The sequence below is a fragment of the Alishewanella sp. HL-SH05 genome (genome assembly GCF_052655985.1).
Genome location: NZ_CP199753.1, coordinates 995,691 through 1,019,073, shown reverse-complemented (window position 1 = coordinate 1,019,073; position 23,383 = coordinate 995,691). Strand labels below are relative to the sequence as shown.

Genomic DNA, 23,383 nt, shown 5'->3' with positions numbered 1-23,383 from the left:
ATTAGCCTTCCTTCTGGATGGTAGTCAAGCAATTGCGTAGAATAGTGCCGTAGTCATATTTACCTGGGCATACGTAAGTACACAAAGCTAAATCTTCTTCGTCTAATTCTAAACAACCTAATGTTTGTGCCCCGTCAGTGTCGCCAGAAACCAAATCGCGCAACAATAATGTTGGCAGGATATCTAACGGCATTACCCGCTCGTAGTTACCAATAGGTACCATGGCACGTGATGAGCCATTCGTGGTTGTGGTCAGATTGAACAATTTTTTAGGGTTAAGGTGGCCAAGGTAAGCACGGGTAACTGAGTGTTTTTCAGCGCCAGGTACAATCCAGCCAAACAATAACTTTTCAAAGCCTTCGGCTAATACCGAAACCTGATTGTGGAAGCGACCAATATAACCATGAACGCCTTGTGCGGTAGTACCTGCCAGTACTGAGCCTGAAATGATACGGTTTTGACCTTCGTTAAGTTCACCGGCAGTCAGTTCAGCGGTTGAAGCGCCCAACAAGGTTTTCACCAAACGTGGATTTTTCACTACAGGACCGGCCAATGAAATCACCCGCTCACTGTGTAATTGCCCCGTTGTGAATAATTTACCAATGGCAATAACGTCTTGATACCCAAGGTGCCAAACGACTTTTTTCGCACTGGCTGCATCGAGTAAATGAATATGCGTGCCCACTAACCCAGCAGGGTGTGGACCATCAAATTCGGCTACAGTGACCTGAGAGACGCTAGGAATAGCCACACCGGCTTTTTTACTCAGGTAGGTTTTACCTTCAGTTAAACGTGAAACCACCGTTAAACCATGAGTAAACGCGTCGGCATCAGCATTAATGACCACAGCAGGATCAGCTGCTAATGGATTGGTATCCATCGCATTAACAAAGATGGCACGTGGCGTGCTATCAATGGCAGGAGAACGGGAAAACGGCCGCGTACGCAGCGCTACCCACAATCCTGAGTCGATCAAGTTTTGTTTAACCTGCTCTACTGACAAACTGGCCAATTGCTCGACAGAGTAAGAGGTAAATTGTTCAGCCGCATCGCCGCTAGCTGCAATCACAACAGATTGCAAAACTCGTTTAGCGCCACGATTGATTTCTTTAACCGTACCCGCGATTGGGGCAGTAAACTTAACGCCAGGGTTTTTCTTGTCTTCGAAAAGCACCTGACCTTTTTTTACTGTATCGCCCACTTCGACCGCCATGGTCGGACGCATACCAACATACTCTTCACCTAAAACGGCGACAGTTGTGATGGCATTGCCCGCACTGATCTCTTGTTTAGGACTGCCTGCAAGGGGAATGTCCAAGCCTTTTTTGAGTTTTATCATACGTACTTGCACTACTATTTTGGGAAGAAACAGGGCCTAGTTTTTCAGCTGCTGAGCGGCAGCACACCTGGTTGAACAATTTAGCAAATTACAACTGCGCAAAACTTAACCAGATACACGTATTAAAGTGACGGATTCTAGCATTAATACCAGCTTGTATCCATGGTAATACCAAAAATTATCCATGTTGTATTGTACAGCAAAGTTGCTGTATCAAACGTATAAAAACCGCCTTGCGACGGTTTATTCAGCTGAGTCAATACGACTAATTGATAAGATTTTTTAACAGCACTAAGGCTTCAACATCAGCGGTATAATCAACGTGCTGGTAACCGAAACCAAACAGCCGTAAAAATTCATTGTGGTACCCCACATAGTCAGTCAGGGTATCAATGTTTTCGGTGGTCACTTGTTGCCATAAGTCTTTTACGGTTTGCTGTACATGATCGCTTAATTCTTTTCCATCCATGCGTAAACGACCGGCTTCATCAAGTGTCGGTGTAGCGCTATATAAACCCTGACGGAACAAGCCATTAATTTGCTCAATACAACCTTCATGGGTGCCTTCTTCTTTCATCACGCGGTACAGCAAGGAAATATACAACGGCATGATCGGAATGGCGGAGCTGGCTTGCGTGACTAAAGCTTTTAACGACGCCACATAGGCTTTGCCTTTTTTGCTGGCTAAGCTCGCCGTAATGGCCGCAGCGGCCCGGTCAAGATCTTCTTTGGCTTTACCAATAGTCGCCTTGCCGTAGATAGGCCACGTTAATTCTTTACCAATATAGGTATAAGCCACGGTCTGACAATTATCGGCTAACACACCGGCCGCATCTAATTGGCTTAACCAACGTTCCCAATCTTCGCCACCCATCACTTTAACGGTGTTAAAGATCTCTTCATCGTTTGCTGGCTCTACTGACACCTCTTCAATCTCTCGTTTAGAGGTATTGAGGTTTTTTGCGGTGTAAGATTGGCCAATCGGTTTTAATACCGAGCTAAACACTTCACCCGTAACAGGATCTTTACGCCGAGGGGCTGCTAAACTGTAGACAACCAGATCAATTTTGCCCATTTCACTACGAATGGTTTCAATTGCTTGCGCTTTTAATTCATCGGTAAAAGCATCACCGTTTAAATGTTTGTTCCAAACACCCGCGGCATTCGCTGCAGCTTCAAAAGCGGCGGTATTATACCAACCCGCAGAACCGGTTTTATTGTCACTCGGGGCTTTTTCGAAAAAGATACCCAGGGTATTGGCACCCGAACCGAAAGCGGCGGTAATTCTTGAGGCTAAACCATAGCCCGTTGAAGCACCAATCACTAGCACGTTTTTCGGGCCATTTGTCACGGCCCCTTGCGCTTTTACATAAGCAATTTGTTCATTTACATGTTCTGCACAGCCAACTGGGTGTGCATTAGTACAGATAAAACCACGAATTTTAGGTTGAATAACCATAAAGAGTCCTGCTGTTGTCTTGAGTAAAGTAGCGCTAGTGTAAAACTTTAACGCAAAAAACAGGTCGGATCAGCTAATATTGATCATGACGAGGCTTTATCTGCTTTGCTACCACCGAAACATTTAGGCGAAGCTGGAGGTTTTTCTGCGTAGTATTCATACCATTCTGAAGGGGTATAAGTATGTAACGCTAAAGCGTGAATTTTCTCTGCCAGCTCTTCCGCGACGATGGCATTAACCGCACGATGCCGCTGTAACAGGCGCATGCCGTTAAAAGCAGGCGTGACGATGACAACTTTAAAATGAGACTCTGAACCTGCGGGCACATTATGATTGGCACTTTCGTTAACCACATCAAGAAATACGGGATTAAAAGCATCCAATAATTTTTGCTCTATTGCAGTATGTATTAGCATTGCCGTTCTGCTCCTTTGGGTGTCCTTTAATGCATTTTAGCTAAGGCCGTGACGTTTGTCCTGCTCAAGGTAAGTGCGAAGCGTTAAATCATCGCTAAACCAATAAGCATAAAGCTAAAATAAATTTTTTTATGCTAACGTAATACTGCACTAGCGATAATTCGAGCTACGCCAGAGGGATTGCTGTTGTCGCTACCTGCTGGGCGTGTCAAAATGCCAGCCTTACTATTGAGATGAAGTGGTTATGAATACGCAGTTTACGCTTGGTTCTATCAGTCTTACCTTACATCGTTGGCCTTTAGCGCAGCCGAATCATAGTCTCCAAGCCTGGGATGCCGCAGACGAACTGATTCTCACTCAAGCTCTACCTTTACTTTCTGATTTAACGCAGCGTTTAGCCAAGCCGCCTAAAGTGTTGATCATTAATGATGCCTTTGGTGCTTTATCCTGTGGGCTGGGTGCCGGTTCGCAGGTATTAATGCAAGATTCTGTGCTTGCACAGCTGGCGTGTCGTTATAACCGTACCCAAAATCACTTGGATAATACGAACATCACAGAATTATCCAGCCTTGATGCCTTACCATACGCCCCTGATCTGGTGCTATTAAAAGTGCCACAAAACCACAGTTATTTAGCCCATATCCTCACCGCACTAAGCCAAGTGATGACCCAAGAAACGCAACTGGTGGTGGCGGCCAAAGCAAAAGATATTACCAAGCAAGTACTGGCACTTTTTAGCCATTATATTGGGCCCACCCAGGCGTCACTGACTGAAAAAAAATGTCGGTATATTCAAAGCCAATGGCAGGCGGATGCCACTCAGCGCGACGCCCCTGCCGCCATGCGTTGGCCACTTGATAATAGCCACTTTACCATGGTTAACTATGCCAATGTGTTCGCGCGAGAAAAACTCGATATTGGCGCCCGTTTGTTTTTAGCGCATTTACCCAAAGTGGCACCTGGCAGTCGTGTCATTGATTTGGGCTGTGGCAATGGCGTATTGAGTTTACAGTTGTTAGCGCAACAACCGGATTGCAAACTGATTTTAACCGATGAATCCTATTTGGCGATCGCCTCGGCACAAGCCACCATTAGCGAAAACCTGCCTGAACGACTTGGCGATTGTCAATTTGTTGCCGATGACTGCCTAACGCAACAAGCAGAGCACAGTGCAGACTGGATTATTTGTAATCCGCCTTTTCATCAGCAAAATGCCGTCACGACCCATGTGGCAAGCCAAATGTTTCGTGATGCGAAACGTGTCTTAAAAACCGGCGGACGACTGCGTATTGTTGCCAATCGCCACTTGCCTTATAAGCTGCAGTTAGAAAAGTTATTTGGACATTGCCAGCAATTAGCGGCTAACCCAAAATTTGTTATTTTAGAGTCCATCAAAAGGAGTTAATTATGCGTTATTTATCGCTGGTATTGCTGCTACTCGTTGCCGGTTGTGCCACCAAGGTACCGTCGTTTATCGTGGCACCACAAATTTTTTGGCCACAAACAACTGAACTCAGCGGGCGTCAATTTAGTTTTGCAGTGGTCGATTTGCGTCCAAGAACGCACAGTTTAACCATTCAGCAGGGGGGAATGAAAATAACTATCGAACCTCCAATGATGTTCGTTTTCAGTTAGAAAAAACCGTGGCGGCTGCCTTAACCGAGCAAGGCGCAAACTTACTTGGCCAGCAAAGCACGCAATTAAAAATTCAAATTAACCAATTACAAGCGAACGTTCAACAACGGCCGCTTGATCACCTAGTGACCAATCAAGTTGCGCTAACCATCTTTATCCAACGTGATGATGGTAGCTTTACTAAATCCTATGCCGGTGATAGCAGCTATACCGCTCCTTTTAAAGTCGATTTAGCTGCGGTAGAACGTGAACTACGTATTCTAACTGAGCAAGTGTTAAACCAATTACTGCAAGATCCTACCTGGAAATCTGAGCTGAACTAAAGGAGCATTTATGAAACAACTTATGTTTATCATATTACTGCTGTGCGGCGTTTCGGCGCACGCGGGGCAATTTATGCAACCTGATAACTTGTTTCCTAAAGTAAAATTTATGACCTCACATGGCGATATCGTGGTGGAATTAGATCGCAGCCGCGCGCCACTGAGCGTCAATAATTTTTTAAGCTATGTTAAAAAAAACGCTTACAACAATACGATATTCCATCGGCTTGTGCCGGGTTTTGTATTGCAAGGGGGGGCTATACCCCCGATTACAAAGAGATTGACACGCTAAAGCCGGTCTTTAACGAGTCAGGCAATGGCCTAAAAAATCAACTCGGCTCCATCGCGATGGCACGCTTAAACGATCCGCATAGTGCGGTTAGTCAATTCTATTTCAATCTGGAAGATAACAGCAGTTTAGATCCGGGCAGTCGTTGGGGCTATGCCGTATTTGGGCAAGTGGTTTCCGGTATGGAAGTACTCGAGAAAATCCAAAATGTTGAGACTGAAATCAATCAGCAAACCGGCTGGAGCGATGTTCCGGTAGAGCCGGTGATACTAAAAATGGTCATTCTGCTCCCACAAGAGTAATTTTGACTATACTTCGGTAAAGGCTTTTTGGCGGAACTGAAGTATGGCCACTCATTTTACTGATGAAAAATCTCGGCAATTGGTGTTTTATGCCTCGCGTTTTTTGCGCGGCCAATTGCCACATCATGAATTACATTTGTTTATCTGGGATACCTTAGAAGAATGGGCGGCTTTGCAACAGCGCCCTACTACCCCCCTCACCCGCAAGAACGTGTATTTTGGTATTTGCTGCATCAGCTGGAATTTTGGCCTGAACAGCAGCTATTGCATAACAAAAGATTGAAGCGCAACTTACAACTTTGCCTAGGCTTTATCGTCGGTAAAGCTCAAAGACCGCTCAATTGTGTGGGCTTAAGGCCCTAAACCGAAAATCTGCATTAAAAACCGTTACTTTTCAAATTCATGCTCTTTGCTGTGAGCTGCGTGTCTGTTAAGGTTTGCCTTCAGATAATTCAGGATGGGCCAGATGACACTCGGTAAACAACAAGGCGCAGCGCAAAGCTGGCGGCAAACGCTGCAAAGCTATCAAGATATCCGCCTGCTTTTCATCTTTTTTATGGGTTGTGCCTCTGGTTTTCCTTGGGTATTAATTGGCTCAAATATGAGTGGATGGCTAAGTGATGCGGGCCTGTCTCGCACGGCCATTGGTTATTTTGGCTCAGTGTTTATTGTCTATGCCTTAAATTTTTTATGGGCGCCTTTACTTGACCGCGTCAAACTACCCCTGCTTTATTCTTGGCTTGGTATGCGCCGTAGTTGGATCCTACTAATGCAAAGCATTATGTTATGCGCCACTATCGCCATTGCTTTTACCGAACCGAGCCAAAGTCTGTTGCTGACTTCGCTGCTTGCAATGGCCATTGCGCTGTCATCAGCCACTCAGGATGTGGCCATTGATGCCTATCGAATTGAAATGATCGGTGATGATAAAGTGCGAGTCGCACCAGCCGCGGCCATGGGAGTAATTGGTTGGTGGACCGGTTATTCCTTACCCGGCTACTTGGCTTTTGCCAATGCCGATCAATATGGTTGGCCTGCCGTGTATTTGGGTATGGCGTTAGTAATAGTGCTATTAATGTTCTTTACCTTAATCAGTAAAGAACCCCTGAATCAACGTGATCTATTGCAGCAGCAAGCGGCCGCTCGTCATAGCGCGGCAGTCGGCAAGCAAGTTGCCCGCCCTTATCTGATTTGGTTAACCGTAACCGTGCTAGAGCCCTTTTTGGACTTCTTTCGCCGCAACGGTTGGCAGTTATCGTTGGCCATCCTCAGTTTTGTGTTTTTATTTAAAGTAGGTGAAGCGTTCTTAGGCCGCATGTCAGTGCCATTTTATAAAGAAATTGGTTTTTCAAATGAGCAAATTGCCGAATACTCTAAATTGGTTGGTTGGTTTGCCACCATTGTCTTTACCCTACTCGGTAGTGCCATCAATATTCGTTTTGGTATTGTGCGCGGCTTATTTATTGGTGGCATCGCCATGGCTGCCAGTAATTTGATGTTTGCTTGGATCGCCTTAGTCGGGCCAAAACCCGAGTTATTTATTGCCGCTATTTTAGTCGATAACTTTACCGCTGCTTTTTCCACCGTCGCCTTTGTATCTTTCTTAACCTGGCTAACCGGCCGCGCTTTTACTGCTACCCAATACGCACTGCTCGCCTCTTTGGGTAATCTGGGTCGTACCACCTTAGCTTCTTTTAGTGGTGAAATGGTAGATTTACTGGGGGGGAATTGGGCGTTGTTTTTTGTTTTCACCTCGTTAATGGTGATCCCCGGTTTATTGCTGTTATTGTGGGTAGGTAAACGACTACAGCAACGTGAACAAACGCAACAATAAAGCATTAAAAAAGCCGCTTATCACGCCATGTTTATCCCACAAACATAACACGAAGAGCGGCTTTTGAAGTTATTGTACTGGCTAGCCGTTAGTTAACTGCAGTAAACCTTCGGCAGGATCAACCTCAAGCGCTTGGCAATAACGCACAAACTCGACGACATCCAATCTACGTTCTTGATTTTCAACCTTACCAATAAAGGAATGCGGTGTGCCTAATAACTCAGACAAACTGCGCATAGTGTGACCTTTCTCTTGTCGTTGTCGTTTTAACCAAACACAAAGCCGTTTATTTTCATCAGAAATGACACTTTTCGTACCTTTCATTTTTTTTATTCTCCGAGCGTGTTACGCTTTTATTTATTATAGTTTATGCGCTCCTTGCAATATTGGGTTGTTGTGGTCTTGCTTGACTGACACGGATGTGACTAGTAACTAATATCATAGGTTGCGATAAGCGTACAGATTTTCAGGTTAAAAAATCAGGCGGTTAACAAGATTAATACGTTTTAAAAATATGAGCGTAAATGAGTATCTTTTTGAATATCGGCAGCGCAAAGCGCCATGAGGAAACAATGGTTAGATTAGTCTTCTTGTTACCATTATTAATGAGTTTAGGTTGGTATTTGTTCTTACGCAACTACGGCATTCCCTTAAAACAAGGCCTGCGGGGCTTTATCTATATCGGGGCATTTAACGCTATTATCGCATTAGTGTTGTGGGCGTTAATTCTCATCACCAATCGTTAAGCACCCTAAAACACGGTATCTGTGTTAAAACAGATACCGTTACATTGTTCAGAGTGAGAAGCTTACGCCAGAGCAGCGTAAAGTATGAGCGGGTTATACCGAAAAAGAAGAACCACAACCACAGGTTGTCGTTGCGTTCGGATTTTGCACAATAAAACGGCTGCCTTGTAAGCCTTCGGTGTAGTCAACCACCCCACCCATCAAGTACTGTAAACTCATCGGGTCAACAACCATGGCCACGCCTTGCTTTTCAATTAACAAGTCGCCTTCATTCACTTTTTCATCGAAGGTAAAGCCATATTGAAAACCTGAGCAACCACCGCCGGTGATATAAACCCGCAGCTTTAAGTCCGGATTTTCTTCTTCACTGACTAGGGTAGCGACTTTACGCGCAGCCGCATCGGTAAACTCTATAGGGATCTGTAATTCAGACATGGTGGCTCCAACCAGCATAACAACGGCGGCAATTATCTAATACCTGACTAATTTATTCAAGTATTAGGCGCAAGTGAGCGATAATAGTTCAGTACGTGCGAATGCCGCGACCGACACGCGCTGACCAACAGCACGCCGCGCTACTCAGCACGCCAGTACTCATTTTTGCCGCAACTATGTTAAACTTCGTTTAATTTAATCCACTTAGCATGAATTATCCTATGCGGCGCTGGCAAGATCACCTCCCCGCCTTACAACGGCGACTGGCTCTCCCCCAAACCTCGCTTCAGTTGTGCTTACTCGGCATGCTCGGCGGGTTAATTGCTGCGTTATTAATTATCTGCTTTCGTTTAGCTATTATCGGTATTCAAGGTTTTTTTCTAGAGCATACTGATGACTTTGCCAGTATCGATGCTGAAATACGCTGGTTATTACCCTTAGGTGGAGCGGCTTGTATTGGCTTAATCGCCCTGTTTACCGGTTATAAACACTATCGCCTTGGCATCCCATTTGTGATCCACCGCATCAAAACCGCTTACGGGGTTATGCCCTTTCGCAATACGCTTAGTCAGTTCTTTGGTGGGGTGGTCGCGCTCGCCAGTGGCTTTTCGGTGGGTCGGGAAGGCCCATCAGTGCATCTTGGCGCCTATGGTGCGAGCACCGTTGGCCGTTATTTAAAACTACCCTATAACAGCGTGCGTATTTTGGCAGGGTGTGGCATTGCCGCCGGGATTTCAGCCTCGTTTAATACGCCATTGGCGGCGATGATTTTTGTGATGGAAGTGGTACTGCGTGAATATCGCATCCATGTGTTTATCCCTATTATGCTGGCTTCGGTGGTGGGTGCTATGGCCACCCAACTGGTTTTTGGCACCGACCGTGAACTCGCGGCATTAGATATTATTAGTCTTAGTGTTTGGCATTTTCCATATTTAATTCTTTGTGGCGTTATCTTTGGTGCGGTTGCTTGGTTTTTTAATAGCAACATGATGCGCTTATTATCGGTATTTAAAAAATGGCCCTTATTATCGCGCCTTGCTTTGGCCGGCATGGTTACGGCGTTAGTGGGTTATCTGATCCCTGAGGCCATGGGCGCAGAAACGGGCGCTATCCAATTCGCTATTAATAGCCCTACTGCCATCCATCTCCTGTTATTGATTTTAGCCGGCAAAATGATATTAACGTTTTTTGCCATTGGCTTAGGTGTGCCTGGTGGCATTATTGGCCCGGTTTTTGGTATCGGCGTTGTATTAGGTACCATTTTAGCCATCGTACCGGCGCTGATTGTTGATAACAGCAGTAATGCCGGTACTTATGCGGTTTTAGGTATGGCGGGAATGATGGCGGCGACGCTGCATGCCCCCTTAGCCGCCTTGGTGGCCGTGTTAGAGTTAGCCGCGAACCAACATATTATCTTGCCGGCCATGTTGGTTATCGTTACCGCCTATGTCACGACGGTGCAATTTTTTAATAATAAATCGATTTTCTTGATGCAACTCGACTTTATGCAGTTGCCGTATAAATTATCGCCCGCAGATGATGTGCTGCAAAAAGTGGGGGTATTAGCCGTCATCAGCCAAGAATATCAAGTGTTAGATAATCCCGATGAACAGACGGTTTTAGCCAGTCTCGACACGCTTCAACCGCCCACACAATTAATCATTAAACGCCAAACCAGCGATAGCCTGCAATTTTTTACTGCACAATACGACATCAGTCTAACGCTCACTGGTGAAAGTGCCGTGCAATACACGCCTATTCAAGGTTTATCGCATCAAAGTACCATGGCAGAGGTATTTGCTATTTTAGAAGACGAACGCGAAGGGCTGGTTTACATTTATCAAGACGACCCAGCTCATCCGATCGGTATTATCCGCTGGGACCAACTGCGGGCACTTTTAACTAAACAGAATAACTTACTATGACCCTGATCCTTGTTTACAAAGCTTTACACCTGTTTTTTATGGTCGCCTGGTTTGCCGGTATTTTCTATTTGCCGCGCTTATTTGTTTATCACGCTGAAACGCAAAGCACCGATTGCGATAAGACTTTTAAAGTGATGGAGCGGCGGTTACTGTTTTTCGTTACTCCCTTTGCCTTACTTACCTTGGTTTTCGGCCTGTTATTAATTGGCAGCTATGGCAGCGCATGGTTTGCCGCGAGTCGCTGGCTACATTATAAATTGCTGTTAGTTATCCTGCTGTACCTCTATCACGGCTATTGTTTTAAGCTATTGGCCGATTTTAAACATAACCGCAATAAACGCAGCTCACGTTTTTATCGGATTTTTAATGAGGCACCGGTGCTGATCCTGTTGGTAATAATTCTGCTGGCGGTATTAAAGCCGATATAAATAGCGCTAACTTTTCCGTATAATAATCCCAGTTTGGCCTCTGGGTCTCTTCCATTCGCTATCCGAAATAAGTGAGCACACACTATGAGCTTTAAAGGTCAGCATATTCTGTCGGTTAAACAGTTTGACCGCGACAGTATTCAATATGTGTTTGATATTGCCCGCAAGATGTCCCCTTACGCCAGCAGAAAAAAACGGACTAAGGTACTCGATGGCGCTATTTTGGGTAACTTGTTTTTTGAACCGAGCACCCGTACTCGGGTAAGCTTTGGTTGTGCTTTTAACCTGCTAGGCGGTGAAGTACGCGAAACCACGGGCATGGAATCGTCAGCTTTGTCTAAAGGTGAGTCGTTATACGATACCGCACGAGTGATCAGCAGTTACAGTGATGTTATTGCGATGCGCCATCCGCAAGCCGGCTCTGTGGCAGAGTTTGCTGAAGGTAGCCGTGTGCCGGTATTAAACGGTGGCGACGGCGCCAACGAACACCCTACTCAGGCCTTATTAGATCTGTTTACCATTGAACGTGAACTAACCGCCTCTGGCCAGAGTATTGACGGTATGCATATTGCCATGGTGGGTGATTTAAAGTTTGGCCGTACCGTGCACTCGTTGTCGAAACTACTTAGTTTGTACAAAAACTTACAAATTACCCTGATTTCGCCACAAGAATTAGCCATGCCTGATGAGGTGGTGAGCAGCTTAGAGAACGCCGGCCATCGTTTGACTATCAGCGACAAACTCGAAGGCAATTTGAACGCCGATATCGTCTATCAAACACGGATCCAAGAGGAACGTTTTCCGTCGAAAGCCGAAGCCAATTTATACCGTGGTAAGTTTCGCTTAAACCAAGAAATCTATACGCGGCACTGTAAATCGAACACCGTGATTATGCATCCTTTACCCCGAGATTCACGACAAGAAGCCAATGAGTTAGATAATGATCTTAACCTCAATCCTAACTTGGCTATTTTTCGCCAGGCCGATAATGGCATCTTAGTCCGGATGGCGCTGTTTGCGTTAACCCTGGGGGTCGAAAACGTGATCCAAGATTATGAATGCGCTGTGCCTTGGTATAGCAACAAATAACTGACAGGAATCCGATAATGTCCATCTCTTCAGAACTCTTCAGCCGCGCACAACACACGATCCCCGGTGGTGTAAACTCACCGGTACGTGCCTTTAAAAGTGTCGGTGGCGAACCTTTTTTCGTTGCTCGTGCTGATGGCGCCTATTTATTTGATGTCGATGGCAAACGCTACATCGATTACATCGGCTCTTGGGGCCCGATGCTATTAGGCCACAACAACCCGGTGATCCGCCAAGCGGTCATTGATGCTGCGGCACATGGTTTAAGTTTTGGTGCTCCTTGCCCAGCCGAAGTCACCATGGCAGAAACCGTCGCAAAACTGGTCCCAAGCATGGAAATGCTGCGGATGGTCAGCTCTGGCACCGAAGCCACCATGAGCGCGATCCGTTTAGCTAGGGGCTACACGGGCCGTGATACCATTGTAAAGTTTGAAGGCTGTTACCATGGCCATGCAGACTCGCTGCTGGTTAAAGCAGGTTCAGGGGCGCTGACTTTAGGTGTTCCCAACTCCCCTGGCGTGCCAGCCGATTTTGCCAAATATACTCTGACCTGTGAATTTAACAATTTGGCGCAGATCCAACAGTTATTCGCAGCACAAGGTAGCGAAATTGCTTGTATCATCGTCGAACCGGTTGCCGGCAATATGAACTGTATTCCGCCAGAGCCAGGATTTTTAGAAGGCTTACGGCAGCTTTGTGATGACTACGGCAGCGTCTTGATTTTTGATGAAGTGATGACCGGCTTTCGGGTCGCCTTAGGCGGCGCTCAAGCCTATTATGGCGTTAAGCCAGATCTGACTACCTTGGGTAAAATCATTGGTGGTGGCATGCCGGTTGGCGCTTTTGGTGGTAAGAAAGCCATTATGCAGCACATCGCGCCACTGGGTCCCGTTTATCAAGCGGGTACCTTATCAGGCAATCCGATTGCTATGGCGGCAGGCTTAGCCGCCATGCAAGAAATCAGCAAGCCTGGCGTATACGAAGAATTGACCGAGAAAACCAGCCGTTTAATTACCGGGTTAGCTCAAGCGGCGGCGCAACATGGCGTGCCAATGAGCTTTAACCAAGTGGGTGGCATGTTTGGTATGTTTTTTACCAACGAAGGCCGCGTCAGTAATTATCAGCAAGCAACTCGTTGTGATATTGCTGCGTTTAAACAGTTTTTCCATGGCATGTTAGAACAAGGCATTTACTTAGCGCCTTCGGCTTATGAAGCCGGTTTTTTATCATTAGCACATACTGATGATGATTTAGCCGAAACCATTAGCGCAGCGGCTAAAACGTTTGCCGCACTGTAATTAAGCGGTAACGCCAATAAGGGCGCGCCTGGCTGGTGCACCCTTTTTTTATCGGTTAATCACACTGATTTAATGCTAATACGCTGTCTTGATGGGCCGGCAATAACCAACTATTCGGGCAATACTCAGGGACGGGTAAACCGCTTTGCGTCGAAAAACGTTGCCATTCTACTTGTTCGGGCATATACCGAATTAAATTATGGGTGCCTTGTTGTTTAAAATAATCGGTAAACACCCGTAAAGCGCCGCTACCCCCGGTTAAATTGGTCGATTTGTTATCATCTCGCCCCAACCAAACGGTCACCAATCGATCTTGATCAAAACCGCTAAACCAACTGTCCCGATAATCACTCGAGGTGCCGGTTTTACCCGCAAACGTAGGTTGTGGCCAGGTGCGCGCTAAAGATTGCGCGGTGCCCGTTAAGGTTGATTCGATCATCGCATAATGCAATAAATAAACATCTGCGGCAGGATAACGCACGCTCGGGGTCAAATTACGTTGATACACTACCGCACCATTTTGATCGGTGACCGCCTGTACCGTGGCCAAGCTTTGATGTACACCATTATTGGCGATGGTTTGATAAAGCTGACTGACTTCATAAGGTGAAAGTTCTAACGAGCCTAACAACGCTGATGGGTACAAGGTAATATTACGCTCTAAGCCCAAACGGCGCAGGGCTTCTTGCAATTTAGGCATACCCAGTTGTAAGCCCAGCCGCACCGTTGGCACATTTAATGAATCAGCCAAAGCGCGCATGAGAGAGACATTACCGCGAAATGTCTTATCAAAGTTCAGCGGTTGCCAATCTTGATTATTACTGCGTAAGCTCAGCGGGCTGTCGTCGAGCATGCTACCTAGGGTGTAGCGACCCCGTTGTGCCAACGCTTCTAAATAAATGGCCGGTTTAATTAAACTGCCAATAGGCCGCCGTGCTTCCAGTGCACGGTTAAAACCCGCATACCCCGCAGTTTTACCGCCTACCAAGGCTTGAACAGCGCCCCGTTGATAATCCACCACCAGCATCGCCGCCTCTAGCTCTTTATCCATAGCCGGCACCAGCTGAGTCACCGTGCGCTCGGCTTGGGTTTGCGCCATCGGATCCAAATAAGTAAACACTTTAATGCCACTGTGCATCAGATTGCTGTCCAGCGCTAATTGCCGTAATTCACGTTTCACGGCATCCATATAAGCCGGGAAGTTGGCATTTAAGTATTGCCCTCTTGCCACCACTTCTACCGACCGAGTTAACGCCTGCTCGTAAGCACGTTGATCTAATAAATGTTGCTCAAACATCAGCCGCAGCACTAAGTCTCGCCGCTGCTTGGCACGCTCTGGAAACCGGCGTGGATCGTAGTAACCTGGGCCTTTAACAATGCCGATTAACAAGGCGTACTGATCGGCATTCAGTTCAGTGAGCGGTTTACCAAAATAAAAACGGCTGCCTAAACCAAAACCGTGCACCGCCGTGGCATGATTTTGCCCAAGGTAAATCTCATTCAGGTAAGCCTCAAGGATCTGATCCTTACTAAAACGATAATCGAGCACCAAGGCAATCATCGCTTCGTTAACCTTGCGCAGCAGCGTGCGATCCTGCGTTAAATACATATTCTTGGCTAACTGCTGGGTCAGCGTCGAGCCGCCCTGCACGGTGCGCCCCGCCGTAATATTGACCCACAAGGCACGTAATACCGATAACGGCGATACGCCACGATGTTGATAAAAATCGCGATCTTCTACCAGCAATAGCGTTTCTTTCAGCAAGCTTGGCACCCACTCTAAGCGCACTAATTCACGATCTTCTTGGTGGGGTGACACCAAATGCTCGATTAATTGCGGCTCAAGGCGTGCCATGCTTAATGATGACTTTTGTTGCAGCAATGCACTGATGCCACTGCGATTAAACTCGACACTAAAACGTGAAGCGGCTTGAGTGCCATCGACAAAGGTAAAACTACGGCGAAAAATCTCTACGGTGTTGCCACTGGTGCGAAATTGTCCTGGCCCAGACACTGCATTTACGCGTTGGTATTGCAGCTGCTCCAGCTCTTGCACCAACTGTTTCTGTGTCAGGTATTTGCCAGGAAACAGCTCTAAGCTGCGGCCATAAATTTGTGCTGGCACTTGCCATTTTTGCCCTGAAAAGGTGCTGGTGATCTTACTATCGAGATAGATAAAATACAAAAACAGCCCTAGAAATCCTGCCAAAGCGAGCTTTAAAGAGGTTATCCAAATCAATCGCCACCAGCGAGCTGGCCGAGCGGAGGTGGGCACTTTTTTACGAGTTCGAGTCATAGCGCATCGCTTTTTTGGTTTTAGTCGTCGGTAAGGCTTTCGCAGGATCGTCCGGCCAAAAATGTTTCGGATATCGGCCTTTCATTTCTTTTTTTACTTCATGCCAGCCTTGCTGCCAAAAACTGGCCAAGTCACGGGTAATTTGTAGTGGTTGTCGGCCAGGCGATAGCAAGGTCACACTTAACGCCAATTTACCATCGAGCACTTGCGGCGTGGTTAGTTGACCATACATTTCCTGAACCCTTACTGAAAAACCCGGCCCGCCAGGTAAGCAATAATCAATCGCCACCCGGCTGTGTGCCGGCGTGGTAAAAAACTCGGGTAAGCATTGATTCAGTTGTTGCTGCTGGCTATAACTAAGTTGCTGCCAGAGAAGATCATACAGGGGTAATTGCGCTAGCTGATTAACTTTATTGATATTCGCTAAATAAGGCCCTAACCAGCTCGTCATATTCGTGGTCAGCCCTGACAGACTGAGATCAGGCAAGCCAGCATACTGGTGTTGCGTTAACAAGGCGACACGCTGTTGTAACTGCTGACAGCGCGCATTAAAGGGTAATATCGCTATGCCTTTTTTCGCTAAGTAAGCTAACCAAGCTTGTTGCTTTTCAGCGGCAGTAAGCTGCAAGGGTTGCGGCCGCCGCTGCAGCACAATTTCACCAAACAGACGTTGCGACTCACTATAAAAGCCCGCTTGCTTTTCATCCCAGCCGGTATGAGGCTGCCATGCTAGCGCGGGCCAATCCTCCAGAATATCAGGCAGCGCAATGGCTACCGCTTGTTGCATCCGGTTGCTTTGCGCTGTTTGTGTAATACTCACGGCCACCACTAAATCTTGCTGCTGTAACGGATGGTTGGCGGGAAAACTGGCGCCCACGCCATTGGCTAACAAATAACCCTGGCCACGGCGCTGTGCTAACCGATCTGGAAATGCTCGTAACAATAAAACGGGTAACAAACCAAGCGGCAAGCTGGTATATTTTTTAGCGGCCAATCGCTTAGCAAATACTTCGGCTTGTTGATAACGCCGCTGCTCTTGCGCAGGACGTTCTGCTAAGCGCTGCACTTGGCGGTAAAGATCCTCTTGCAAATCGCGGCTATCTTCTAGCAAGGCGGCCAGCAAAGCGGCTAGCCACAGCGCACCGGGTTGAGTGGTCTCTAACGTTTTGGCGTGCTGTAACATACTGGCTAAGCGTATATCGGTGCCAAATTGATAAAGTGTTTGACCATAGGCCGTGATTTGCCCACGTTGATCTAGCACTTCAAGTTGTTGTAACAGGGCTGTTGCGGCCGCTAAGTTTGCTGATTGTGGCGAGGTTAACCAGTTTAGGTCTGCCGGTTGGCAACCCCAAACGGCAATCTCTAAGCGTAAGCTGGTTAACTCGCTGATCTCAATTTCTGCAGGTTCAAAAGCCGTTCGCCGCTGCCATTGTTCAGCACTGTCTAAGCGATAACACCAACCTTCGCCAAGTCGTCCAGCTCGACCGGCTCGTTGTATTGCCGCTGCTTGGCTAATGGCAACCGTATCTAAGCGCGTCAGGCCACTGCGGGCATGATAACTGGCACGTCTTGCGACACCACTGTCGACCACCACATGAATGCCTTCAATGGTTAAACTGGTTTCCGCTAAATTCGTAGCCAATACTATTTTATAATGCCCTGTCGCCGGAGCGGCTATTGCGGCTTGTTGTGCCGCCAAACTCATACTGCCCAACAGTGGCAATACGCGCAGATTTGCCGCTAAGTCTTGCTGAGCTAACCACTGCGCAGCCTGATTAATTTCTGCTTGGCCGGGTAAAAAGACCAAAACACTACTTTGATGACGCCAAAAGCCCTGCAGAGCTAAGCGGGCACTTTGCTGCGCGATGGGCTCTTTATTCAACGGTTGATAAACGATATTTACCGGATAACTGCGCCCTTCGCTTTGCAATACTGGTGCCTGTAAATAGCGGGCCAGCATACTGGTGTCCAAGGTCGCCGACATCACTAAGATACGCAGCTGCTCGTTCAGTTGTTGTACTTCAAGCGCCAGCGCTAACCCAAAGTCAGCATGCAAAGAGCGTTCGTGAAACTCATCAAAAATCAGGATATCGACACTACTCAGCTCAGGGTCTTGCTGAATTTTCCGCGTTAAAATACCTTCGGTGACAATAAGCAGCCGAGTTTCAGCGCAATATTGGCTGTCTTGGCGAATTTGATACCCCACCGTCTGTCCAACGGGCTCATTCAGTTGGGCGGCGAGATAACTGGCGATGGTACGCGCGGCTAAGCGCCGTGGCTCAAGCAATAGCAGCCGCTTACCTGCAAAAGCGGGGTGCTTGAGCAAATACAACGGTAAAAAAGTCGATTTGCCGGCACCCGGTGGCGCCGACAGAATAACCTTAGGCTCATGCTGCAGTAGCTGACAGAGCCTTGGCATAATCTCGTTTACAGGTAACACCAACCGCTACTCAGCACGGGTCGCAGAAATGCGGCCAGGGTGACAAGTTAAATTACGCCGATAATTCATGTAACAACATAGCCGCGATTGTGCGGATCCCTTGACCCGTTGCGCCCACGGCTAAAAAGCCATTAGCGCTATCACGATAGGCTGCCGCTAAATCAAAGTGCAACCAACCTTGGCCATTATTTGGCACAAAGCGACTTAAGAAACCGGCTGCATTACTGGCACCACCGGCGCCACCGCCTTTTACTGGCCGGCTGTTAGCGGTATCGGCAAAGGCCGACGGACACTGTTGCTGATGCCAAGGCTCTAAAGGCAGTTGCCACAGTAACTCTTGTTGCTGCTCGGCATAACTTAGCGCGCGTTGTGCTAAGGGTTTATCTAATGCAAACAGGGCATTGTATTCTGAGCCAACCGCCGTTACGGCTGCACCGGTTAACGTTGCCGCATCAATAATTAACGGCGCACCACTTTCCGCTGCCATTTGTAAGCCATCGGCCAACACTAAACGCCCTTCAGCATCGGTATTAACAATTTCGACTGTGGTGCCATTTTTATAAGTAATAATATCGCCCAATTTGTAAGCATGACCACTGATCAAGTTTTCAGCACAGCACAAAATCAGTTTAACCCGCTGGGTTAAGCCCTGCAAAATAGCCAAGGCTAACGCCGCGGTCACCGTAGCGGCACCGCCCATATCACATTTCATGTGCAACATGCCTTCGGTCGCTTTGATCGAATAACCACCACTGTCAAAGGTAATACCTTTACCGACCAAGGCAGCCGCCACCGGAGTATCCGCTTTACCGCTGGGGTTAAAATCCAGTTCTAACATTGCGGGCGCTCGCACGCTACCGCGACCTACTTGATAAATACCATGCCAGCCTTCGCTGACTAATTGCTCACCACTGATCACGCGATAGCTCACTTTAGCAGTGCCAGCCACTTCTTCAATAAAGGCAGCGGCTTGTGCGGCTAACTTCTCTGGTGATAATTGCTCAGGGGTTTGATTAATTAACGCTTTAGCAAACTGGAAACAACGCGCTTGTTGCTCTAATAGTTTGACTGTGGCGCTATCACCGGTAAAGTGCACGCCACCTTGGCGCTTGGCATTCACAAAACCTTGATAAAATGTCCACTGTAATTCCAGCGGCCACTCACCGCTTAATTGCAACGACGTTACGCCTAAGCCATCAAGCATCCGAGCGGCTTTTTGCACGTTACGGCGCTCTTGACCTGCGCTAAGATGAATTTGATAACCTTGCTCACTGGGGCTAATTAACGCATTAGCGCCAAACTGGGCCGCGGCGGGTTGCTGTTGCAAACTGATGTGAAGTACTGAACTGTTTGAATTCATTCTTAGCTCCGAAAATAAAAGGGCAAAGTAAGCCATCTGCTGGCTGATGGCGTATTGTAGCACACTGCAGTACTTTGCTAACGGCAGTGCGCTTAACAAATAACGCAAAATAAGTGTTTATTATTACTCACTTGAGCGAAAGTCAATGCAGACTTATCGAAAATAAGTGACGGCAAGGCGGTCTGTCTGTATACTTCCGCGGTTTTTTATTAGTGATTGCGGTAGCGGTGATATTCTGCTATCTATAGCCGCCAGCTTTTTGGCTTGGTGGGATTGTACAGGAGAGAATCATGCCAGTAGGCAATAACAATAAATCCCTTGGGCTATTAGCGCTAGCGGGCGTAGTTCCCTATGAAGCAGCGGTCGGGGAAGAGTACATGAACCCGAAGCAGTTGGAGCATTTCCGGAAAATTCTGGATGCATGGCGCCAACAACTTCGTGAAGAAGTGGATCGCACTAAAACACATATGGCTGATGAAGCAGCCAATTTTCCTGATCCAGTGGATCGTGCAGCTCAAGAAGAAGAATTCAGTTTAGAATTACGCGCACGGGATCGTGAACGTAAGTTACTGAAGAAAATTGAAAAAACATTACAAAAGATCGAAAATGACGACTTTGGTTTTTGTGATACCTGCGGAATCGAAATCGGTATAAAACGATTAGAAGCACGTCCTACTGCTGATCAATGTATTGATTGTAAGACGCTGGCTGAAATCAAAGAGAAGCAACTCGGCGGTTAACGCTGCGGCAAACTCAGTGTCAGAGCATTTTGCAACGCAAACGGCCGGTTATCGCGGCCGTTTTGCTCCCTCCCCCTCGGGGCCATTACATTTTGGCTCACTTGTGGCGGCTGTTGGTAGTTATCTTCAAGCAAAAAGTCAGCAAGGCCAATGGCTGTTACGTATCGAAGATATTGATACGCCTCGCATGCAAGCCAATGCCGATAGCGACATTATGCACACCCTAGAAAGCTTTGGTTTATGCTGGGATGGCCCGGTTATTTATCAAAGCCAACGGTTGGATCGCTATCAAGACGTATTTAATCAACTGCAGCAACAAGGCTTGTTGTACGGTTGCCAATGTTCACGCAAAGCAATCCAAGCCGCCGGCGGCCTCTATAACGGGCGCTGTGCCGCTAAACAATTGACGACACCGCCTTTAGCCTGGCGTCTGCGTGCGGCAGATGTGCATTGTCATTTCCATGATCAGGTGTTTGGTAACCAGCGTATCGATGCCGCCTTAGCTGCAGAAGATTATATCGTTAAGCGCCGTGATGGGTTATTTAGTTATCAACTAGTGGTGGTGATTGATGATCAGGATCAACAGATCAGCGAAGTGATCCGAGGGGCCGATTTACTCAGTATGACTCCCAGGCAACAACATTTGTTTCAATTGCTGGGGCAAACCGCGCCACTGTACGGCCATTTACCCTTAGCCGTTACCGCGCCGGGGCAAAAACTGAGTAAACAAAACCATGCAAGCGCCCTCGCTCATTGGCCAAATCATCACAGTTTAACGGCGGCATTACGTTTGCTAGGCCATGCCCCGCCTGATGAACTGCGGCAAGCGCCAGTAACGGAAATACTTGCTTGGGCTACCCAGCACTGGCAGCTGACGAAAGTACCAAAACAACTCGAAATTCGCTGTGCAGATTTTGCGTAATTTGCGCGACATTTACTCAGCGTAATTAAAATACAGAGAGTGTCGCCTTGCATTCTCATTTTCTGCAGATTCAGGTATGATACGCCGGTTTTTTCGGCTCAAAACAGCCCGTTCGTTTCCATTGAGGAGAAACACCATTATTTCGCGCGTGATTGACTTTTGCCGTCGTACCCTTGGCGCAAAAAATACCGAAACCGTAACGACCGAGCCAGTGGCTGCCGTTGCAAAAACTGCCGTGTCTAGCTTATCGCCAATGCGGGTTATTGGCCGTGATCAACACTCGATTTCTCGCAAAGACATCAGCCCAAATGCGCTGAAGGTGCTTTATCGTTTGAAAGACGCTGGCTTTGAGGCATATTTGGTTGGCGGGTGTATCCGCGATTTACTGATTGGTTTAAAACCAAAAGATTTTGATGTGGTGACCAATGCTCGCCCAGAAGAAATTAAACAGGTCTTTCGTAACTGCCGCTTAATTGGCCGCCGCTTTCGCTTAGCGCATGTGGTTTTTGGCCGTGAAGTCATCGAAGTAGCAACGTTTCGTGGCCACCATAGCGGTGCCGAAGACGATGAAAATGTTAACAAAATCGCTAGCTTAAGCGATCATGGGCAGATCCTGCGGGATAATGTCTATGGCACCATTGAAGAAGATGCTGAACGTCGTGACTTCACTGTTAACGCGCTGTATTACTCGATCAAAGATTTTACCATTTACGATTTTGCCGAGGGCATGCAAAGCATCGCCAATCGCAATATTGAATTAATTGGCGATCCTGACGTTCGTTATCGTGAAGATCCGGTGCGGATTTTACGCGCCATTCGTTTTGCCACCAAACTGAATATGCAATTGGCGCCGAAGACGGCTGCACCGATCCCGCAATTAGCGGTATTGCTGAAAAACATTCCGGCACCACGCTTGTTTGATGAACTGGTAAAAATGTGGTTAGCCGGAAAAGGTTTCGATAACTTCATGCTGATGCGTGAATTAAAAGTGCTGAAGCAATTGTTGCCACAGTTAGAAAAACTGCTGAAACAAGAGCCTGAAGGCAAAGCCTTTCAGCTGATCACCCGGGCGTTACAAGATACGGATCAACGTGTAGCGCAAGATAAACCGGTGACTCCCGCCTTTATTTTTGCAGCATTACTCTGGTACCCGGTTGAAGTACGCGCTCAAACTTTACTGATTGAAAGCGGTTTAAACGAGAACGACGCTTTTAGTATCGCCATGACCGAAATATTGGATGATGTGCAGCGCAATATTGCCATTCCTAAACGCTTTAGCCTAGCCATGCGTGACATCTGGATGTTACAAGGTCGCCTGACTAAGCGCGCGGGTCGGCGGGCTTATAAGCTTATGGAGCAAACCAAGTTTCGCGGTGCCTATGATTTTCTGGTGCTGCGAGCAGCGGCCGAAGGCGGCGATTTGCCGGAATTAGCACAGTGGTGGGAACAATTTCAGTTTACCGACGAAGCGAATCGATTAGAGTTAATTCAGCAGTTGGGCCGCGCAGGACAAGAAAGACCGAAGCGTCGGCGTAATTACAAACGTAAACCGAGCCATGATTAAGCAGACAGAATTATGCTATATCGGCTTGGGAGCGAATCTCACAGAGCCCGTCGCCCAGTTACAGCGAGCGGTTGCAGCATTAGCGCAACTGCCTGCTTGCCGACTGTTGCACGTATCGCGTTTTTACAGTTCTAAGCCGATGGGGCCGCAAGACCAGCCTGACTATGTCAATGCGGTGGCGGCCTTAAATACCGAACTTAGTGCACAGCAATTACTGCAGGCTTTGCAACAGATTGAGCTGGAACAAGGACGGCAGCGTAAAGCCGAACGCTGGGGGCCGCGCACTCTCGATCTGGATATATTATTATTTGGGCAACAGCAGATTGATACCCCCAACCTAACCGTGCCGCATTACGGTATGAAGAAACGCGAATTTGTGCTGTACCCATTAGCAGAGATTGCGCCGAACTTAGTATTACCCGACGGCACTGCCCTGTCGCAATGGCTTAGCGCCGTGCCGTTAAATGGCTTGCAACCGCTGCAACTTGCCGCTCAAGGTACTTTGTGCGAAGGTGCACCCTCAGACAATTAGTCGGATACGAT

General features: G+C 47.4%; 22 protein-coding genes and 1 pseudogene. 15 read left to right on the top strand and 8 right to left on the bottom strand.

The window, feature by feature from the left end; genetic code table 11:
• Position 1 precedes the first annotated feature (1 nt).
• The 3 genes from ACUJFL_RS04640 to ACUJFL_RS04630 form a co-directional block, all read right to left on the bottom strand.
• Positions 2-1,339, bottom strand: a complete 1,338-nt coding sequence (locus tag ACUJFL_RS04640; RefSeq protein ID WP_445428618.1) for a Na(+)-translocating NADH-quinone reductase subunit A — start codon at positions 1,337-1,339, stop codon at positions 2-4.
• A 265-nt stretch (positions 1,340-1,604) separates the two neighbouring features.
• Positions 1,605-2,798 carry an enoyl-ACP reductase FabV gene (fabV, locus tag ACUJFL_RS04635; protein ID WP_445428617.1) on the bottom strand — a complete coding sequence of 398 codons (1,194 nt, stop codon included), beginning with the start codon at positions 2,796-2,798 and terminating at the stop codon, positions 1,605-1,607.
• Positions 2,799-2,881: 83 nt separating this feature from the next.
• Positions 2,882-3,214, bottom strand: a complete 333-nt coding sequence (locus ACUJFL_RS04630) for a BolA family protein (RefSeq protein ID WP_226749567.1) — start codon at positions 3,212-3,214, stop codon at positions 2,882-2,884.
• Positions 3,215-3,458: 244 nt separating this feature from the next.
• On the opposite strand from ACUJFL_RS04630, the gene ACUJFL_RS04625 reads away from it, so the two are divergent.
• The 6 genes and pseudogenes from ACUJFL_RS04625 to ACUJFL_RS04600 all read left to right on the top strand — a co-directional run bounded on the left by ACUJFL_RS04625 (position 3,459) and on the right by ACUJFL_RS04600 (position 7,597).
• Positions 3,459-4,619, top strand: coding sequence for a methyltransferase (locus ACUJFL_RS04625; RefSeq protein WP_445426254.1), 1,161 nt, complete (start codon positions 3,459-3,461; stop codon positions 4,617-4,619).
• Positions 4,620-4,621: 2 nt separating this feature from the next.
• Entirely contained in the window at positions 4,622-4,849 is a 228-nt protein-coding gene (locus ACUJFL_RS04620; RefSeq protein WP_445426253.1) for a hypothetical protein, read from the top strand.
• A gap of 8 nt (positions 4,850-4,857) precedes the next feature.
• A complete protein-coding gene (locus ACUJFL_RS04615; protein WP_445428616.1) occupies positions 4,858-5,172 on the top strand; it encodes a YajG family lipoprotein in 315 nt (104 codons plus the stop codon).
• Between the two features lie 10 nt (positions 5,173-5,182).
• A pseudogene (locus ACUJFL_RS04610) lies at positions 5,183-5,763 on the top strand (peptidylprolyl isomerase).
• Between the two features lie 43 nt (positions 5,764-5,806).
• A complete protein-coding gene (locus ACUJFL_RS04605; protein WP_445426250.1) occupies positions 5,807-6,046 on the top strand; it encodes a hypothetical protein in 240 nt (79 codons plus the stop codon).
• A gap of 183 nt (positions 6,047-6,229) precedes the next feature.
• Positions 6,230-7,597 carry an AmpG family muropeptide MFS transporter gene (locus ACUJFL_RS04600; protein WP_445428615.1) on the top strand — a complete coding sequence of 456 codons (1,368 nt, stop codon included), beginning with the start codon at positions 6,230-6,232 and terminating at the stop codon, positions 7,595-7,597.
• A gap of 81 nt (positions 7,598-7,678) precedes the next feature.
• Here ACUJFL_RS04600 and ACUJFL_RS04595 read toward each other — a convergent pair whose 3' ends face one another.
• Positions 7,679-7,921, bottom strand: coding sequence for a helix-turn-helix domain-containing protein (locus ACUJFL_RS04595; RefSeq protein WP_226749561.1), 243 nt, complete (start codon positions 7,919-7,921; stop codon positions 7,679-7,681).
• Positions 7,922-8,121: 200 nt separating this feature from the next.
• Here ACUJFL_RS04595 and ACUJFL_RS04590 point away from each other — a divergent pair, with 200 nt between their 5' ends.
• Entirely contained in the window at positions 8,122-8,343 is a 222-nt protein-coding gene (locus tag ACUJFL_RS04590) for a hypothetical protein (protein ID WP_445428614.1), read from the top strand.
• Positions 8,344-8,436: 93 nt separating this feature from the next.
• On the opposite strand, the gene erpA is transcribed toward ACUJFL_RS04590, so the two are convergent.
• The gene (gene erpA, locus ACUJFL_RS04585; RefSeq protein WP_226749559.1) at positions 8,437-8,778 is read right to left on the bottom strand and encodes an iron-sulfur cluster insertion protein ErpA; all 342 of its coding nucleotides are present in this window, start codon (positions 8,776-8,778) and stop codon (positions 8,437-8,439) included.
• A gap of 221 nt (positions 8,779-8,999) precedes the next feature.
• On the opposite strand from erpA, the gene ACUJFL_RS04580 reads away from it, so the two are divergent.
• The 4 genes from ACUJFL_RS04580 (at position 9,000) to hemL (ending at position 13,518) form a co-directional block, all read left to right on the top strand.
• Positions 9,000-10,703, top strand: coding sequence for a chloride channel protein (locus ACUJFL_RS04580; RefSeq protein WP_445428613.1), 1,704 nt, complete (start codon positions 9,000-9,002; stop codon positions 10,701-10,703).
• The gene (hemJ, locus tag ACUJFL_RS04575; RefSeq protein WP_445428612.1) at positions 10,700-11,131 is read left to right on the top strand and encodes a protoporphyrinogen oxidase HemJ; all 432 of its coding nucleotides are present in this window, start codon (positions 10,700-10,702) and stop codon (positions 11,129-11,131) included. Before ACUJFL_RS04580 ends, hemJ begins: the two co-directional genes overlap by 4 nt.
• Positions 11,132-11,215: 84 nt before the next feature.
• Positions 11,216-12,220, top strand: a complete 1,005-nt coding sequence (locus ACUJFL_RS04570; protein WP_226749557.1) for an aspartate carbamoyltransferase — start codon at positions 11,216-11,218, stop codon at positions 12,218-12,220.
• Positions 12,221-12,237: 17 nt separating this feature from the next.
• The gene (hemL, locus tag ACUJFL_RS04565; RefSeq protein ID WP_445428611.1) at positions 12,238-13,518 is read left to right on the top strand and encodes a glutamate-1-semialdehyde 2,1-aminomutase; all 1,281 of its coding nucleotides are present in this window, start codon (positions 12,238-12,240) and stop codon (positions 13,516-13,518) included.
• A 55-nt stretch (positions 13,519-13,573) separates the two neighbouring features.
• On the opposite strand, the gene mrcB is transcribed toward hemL, so the two are convergent.
• Genes mrcB through pepB form a run of 3 tightly spaced genes read right to left on the bottom strand, consistent with a single transcriptional unit; the run spans position 13,574 to position 19,614 of the window.
• A complete protein-coding gene (gene mrcB, locus ACUJFL_RS04560; protein ID WP_445428610.1) occupies positions 13,574-15,814 on the bottom strand; it encodes a penicillin-binding protein 1B in 2,241 nt (746 codons plus the stop codon).
• Entirely contained in the window at positions 15,798-18,254 is a 2,457-nt protein-coding gene (gene hrpB, locus ACUJFL_RS04555; RefSeq protein WP_445426245.1) for an ATP-dependent helicase HrpB, read from the bottom strand. Before hrpB ends, mrcB begins: the two co-directional genes overlap by 17 nt.
• Positions 18,255-18,306: 52 nt before the next feature.
• Positions 18,307-19,614 (bottom strand): aminopeptidase PepB, encoded by a 1,308-nt coding sequence (gene pepB / locus ACUJFL_RS04550; RefSeq protein WP_445428609.1) that lies wholly within the window; start codon positions 19,612-19,614, stop codon positions 18,307-18,309.
• Positions 19,615-19,904: 290 nt separating this feature from the next.
• On the opposite strand from pepB, the gene dksA reads away from it, so the two are divergent.
• The 4 genes from dksA to folK all read left to right on the top strand — a co-directional run bounded on the left by dksA (position 19,905) and on the right by folK (position 23,372).
• Positions 19,905-20,354, top strand: coding sequence for an RNA polymerase-binding protein DksA (gene dksA, locus ACUJFL_RS04545; protein WP_226749552.1), 450 nt, complete (start codon positions 19,905-19,907; stop codon positions 20,352-20,354).
• Positions 20,355-20,370: 16 nt separating this feature from the next.
• Entirely contained in the window at positions 20,371-21,276 is a 906-nt protein-coding gene (gene gluQRS / locus ACUJFL_RS04540; RefSeq protein ID WP_445428608.1) for a tRNA glutamyl-Q(34) synthetase GluQRS, read from the top strand.
• 76 nt (positions 21,277-21,352) lie between these two features.
• Complete coding sequence (gene pcnB / locus ACUJFL_RS04535) at positions 21,353-22,840, top strand: polynucleotide adenylyltransferase PcnB (protein ID WP_445428607.1); 1,488 nt, start codon at positions 21,353-21,355, stop codon at positions 22,838-22,840.
• On the top strand, positions 22,833-23,372 hold the full coding sequence (gene folK / locus ACUJFL_RS04530) for a 2-amino-4-hydroxy-6-hydroxymethyldihydropteridine diphosphokinase (RefSeq protein WP_445428606.1): 540 nt from the start codon (positions 22,833-22,835) through the stop codon (positions 23,370-23,372). The genes pcnB and folK overlap by 8 nt, the downstream gene beginning before the upstream one ends.
• The last annotated feature ends 11 nt before the right edge of the window (positions 23,373-23,383 follow it).

What these genes read in the sequence shown, in the direction of transcription:
- ACUJFL_RS04640 (WP_445428618.1), bottom strand. Translation starts at nt 1,339, where the DNA reads ATGATAAAACTCAAAAAAGGCTTGGACATTCCCCTTGCAGGCAGTCCT.
- fabV (WP_445428617.1), bottom strand. Translation starts at nt 2,798, where the DNA reads ATGGTTATTCAACCTAAAATTCGTGGTTTTATCTGTACTAATGCACAC.
- ACUJFL_RS04630 (WP_226749567.1), bottom strand. Translation starts at nt 3,214, where the DNA reads ATGCTAATACATACTGCAATAGAGCAAAAATTATTGGATGCTTTTAAT.
- ACUJFL_RS04625 (WP_445426254.1), top strand. Translation starts at nt 3,459, where the DNA reads ATGAATACGCAGTTTACGCTTGGTTCTATCAGTCTTACCTTACATCGT.
- ACUJFL_RS04620 (WP_445426253.1), top strand. Translation starts at nt 4,622, where the DNA reads ATGCGTTATTTATCGCTGGTATTGCTGCTACTCGTTGCCGGTTGTGCC.
- ACUJFL_RS04605 (WP_445426250.1), top strand. Translation starts at nt 5,807, where the DNA reads ATGGCCACTCATTTTACTGATGAAAAATCTCGGCAATTGGTGTTTTAT.
- ACUJFL_RS04600 (WP_445428615.1), top strand. Translation starts at nt 6,230, where the DNA reads ATGACACTCGGTAAACAACAAGGCGCAGCGCAAAGCTGGCGGCAAACG.
- ACUJFL_RS04595 (WP_226749561.1), bottom strand. Translation starts at nt 7,921, where the DNA reads ATGAAAGGTACGAAAAGTGTCATTTCTGATGAAAATAAACGGCTTTGT.
- ACUJFL_RS04590 (WP_445428614.1), top strand. Translation starts at nt 8,122, where the DNA reads ATGAGTATCTTTTTGAATATCGGCAGCGCAAAGCGCCATGAGGAAACA.
- erpA (WP_226749559.1), bottom strand. Translation starts at nt 8,778, where the DNA reads ATGTCTGAATTACAGATCCCTATAGAGTTTACCGATGCGGCTGCGCGT.
- ACUJFL_RS04580 (WP_445428613.1), top strand. Translation starts at nt 9,000, where the DNA reads ATGCGGCGCTGGCAAGATCACCTCCCCGCCTTACAACGGCGACTGGCT.
- hemJ (WP_445428612.1), top strand. Translation starts at nt 10,700, where the DNA reads ATGACCCTGATCCTTGTTTACAAAGCTTTACACCTGTTTTTTATGGTC.
- ACUJFL_RS04570 (WP_226749557.1), top strand. Translation starts at nt 11,216, where the DNA reads ATGAGCTTTAAAGGTCAGCATATTCTGTCGGTTAAACAGTTTGACCGC.
- hemL (WP_445428611.1), top strand. Translation starts at nt 12,238, where the DNA reads ATGTCCATCTCTTCAGAACTCTTCAGCCGCGCACAACACACGATCCCC.
- mrcB (WP_445428610.1), bottom strand. Translation starts at nt 15,814, where the DNA reads ATGACTCGAACTCGTAAAAAAGTGCCCACCTCCGCTCGGCCAGCTCGC.
- pepB (WP_445428609.1), bottom strand. Translation starts at nt 19,614, where the DNA reads ATGAATTCAAACAGTTCAGTACTTCACATCAGTTTGCAACAGCAACCC.
- dksA (WP_226749552.1), top strand. Translation starts at nt 19,905, where the DNA reads ATGCCAGTAGGCAATAACAATAAATCCCTTGGGCTATTAGCGCTAGCG.
- pcnB (WP_445428607.1), top strand. Translation starts at nt 21,353, where the DNA reads ATGATACGCCGGTTTTTTCGGCTCAAAACAGCCCGTTCGTTTCCATTG.
- folK (WP_445428606.1), top strand. Translation starts at nt 22,833, where the DNA reads ATGATTAAGCAGACAGAATTATGCTATATCGGCTTGGGAGCGAATCTC.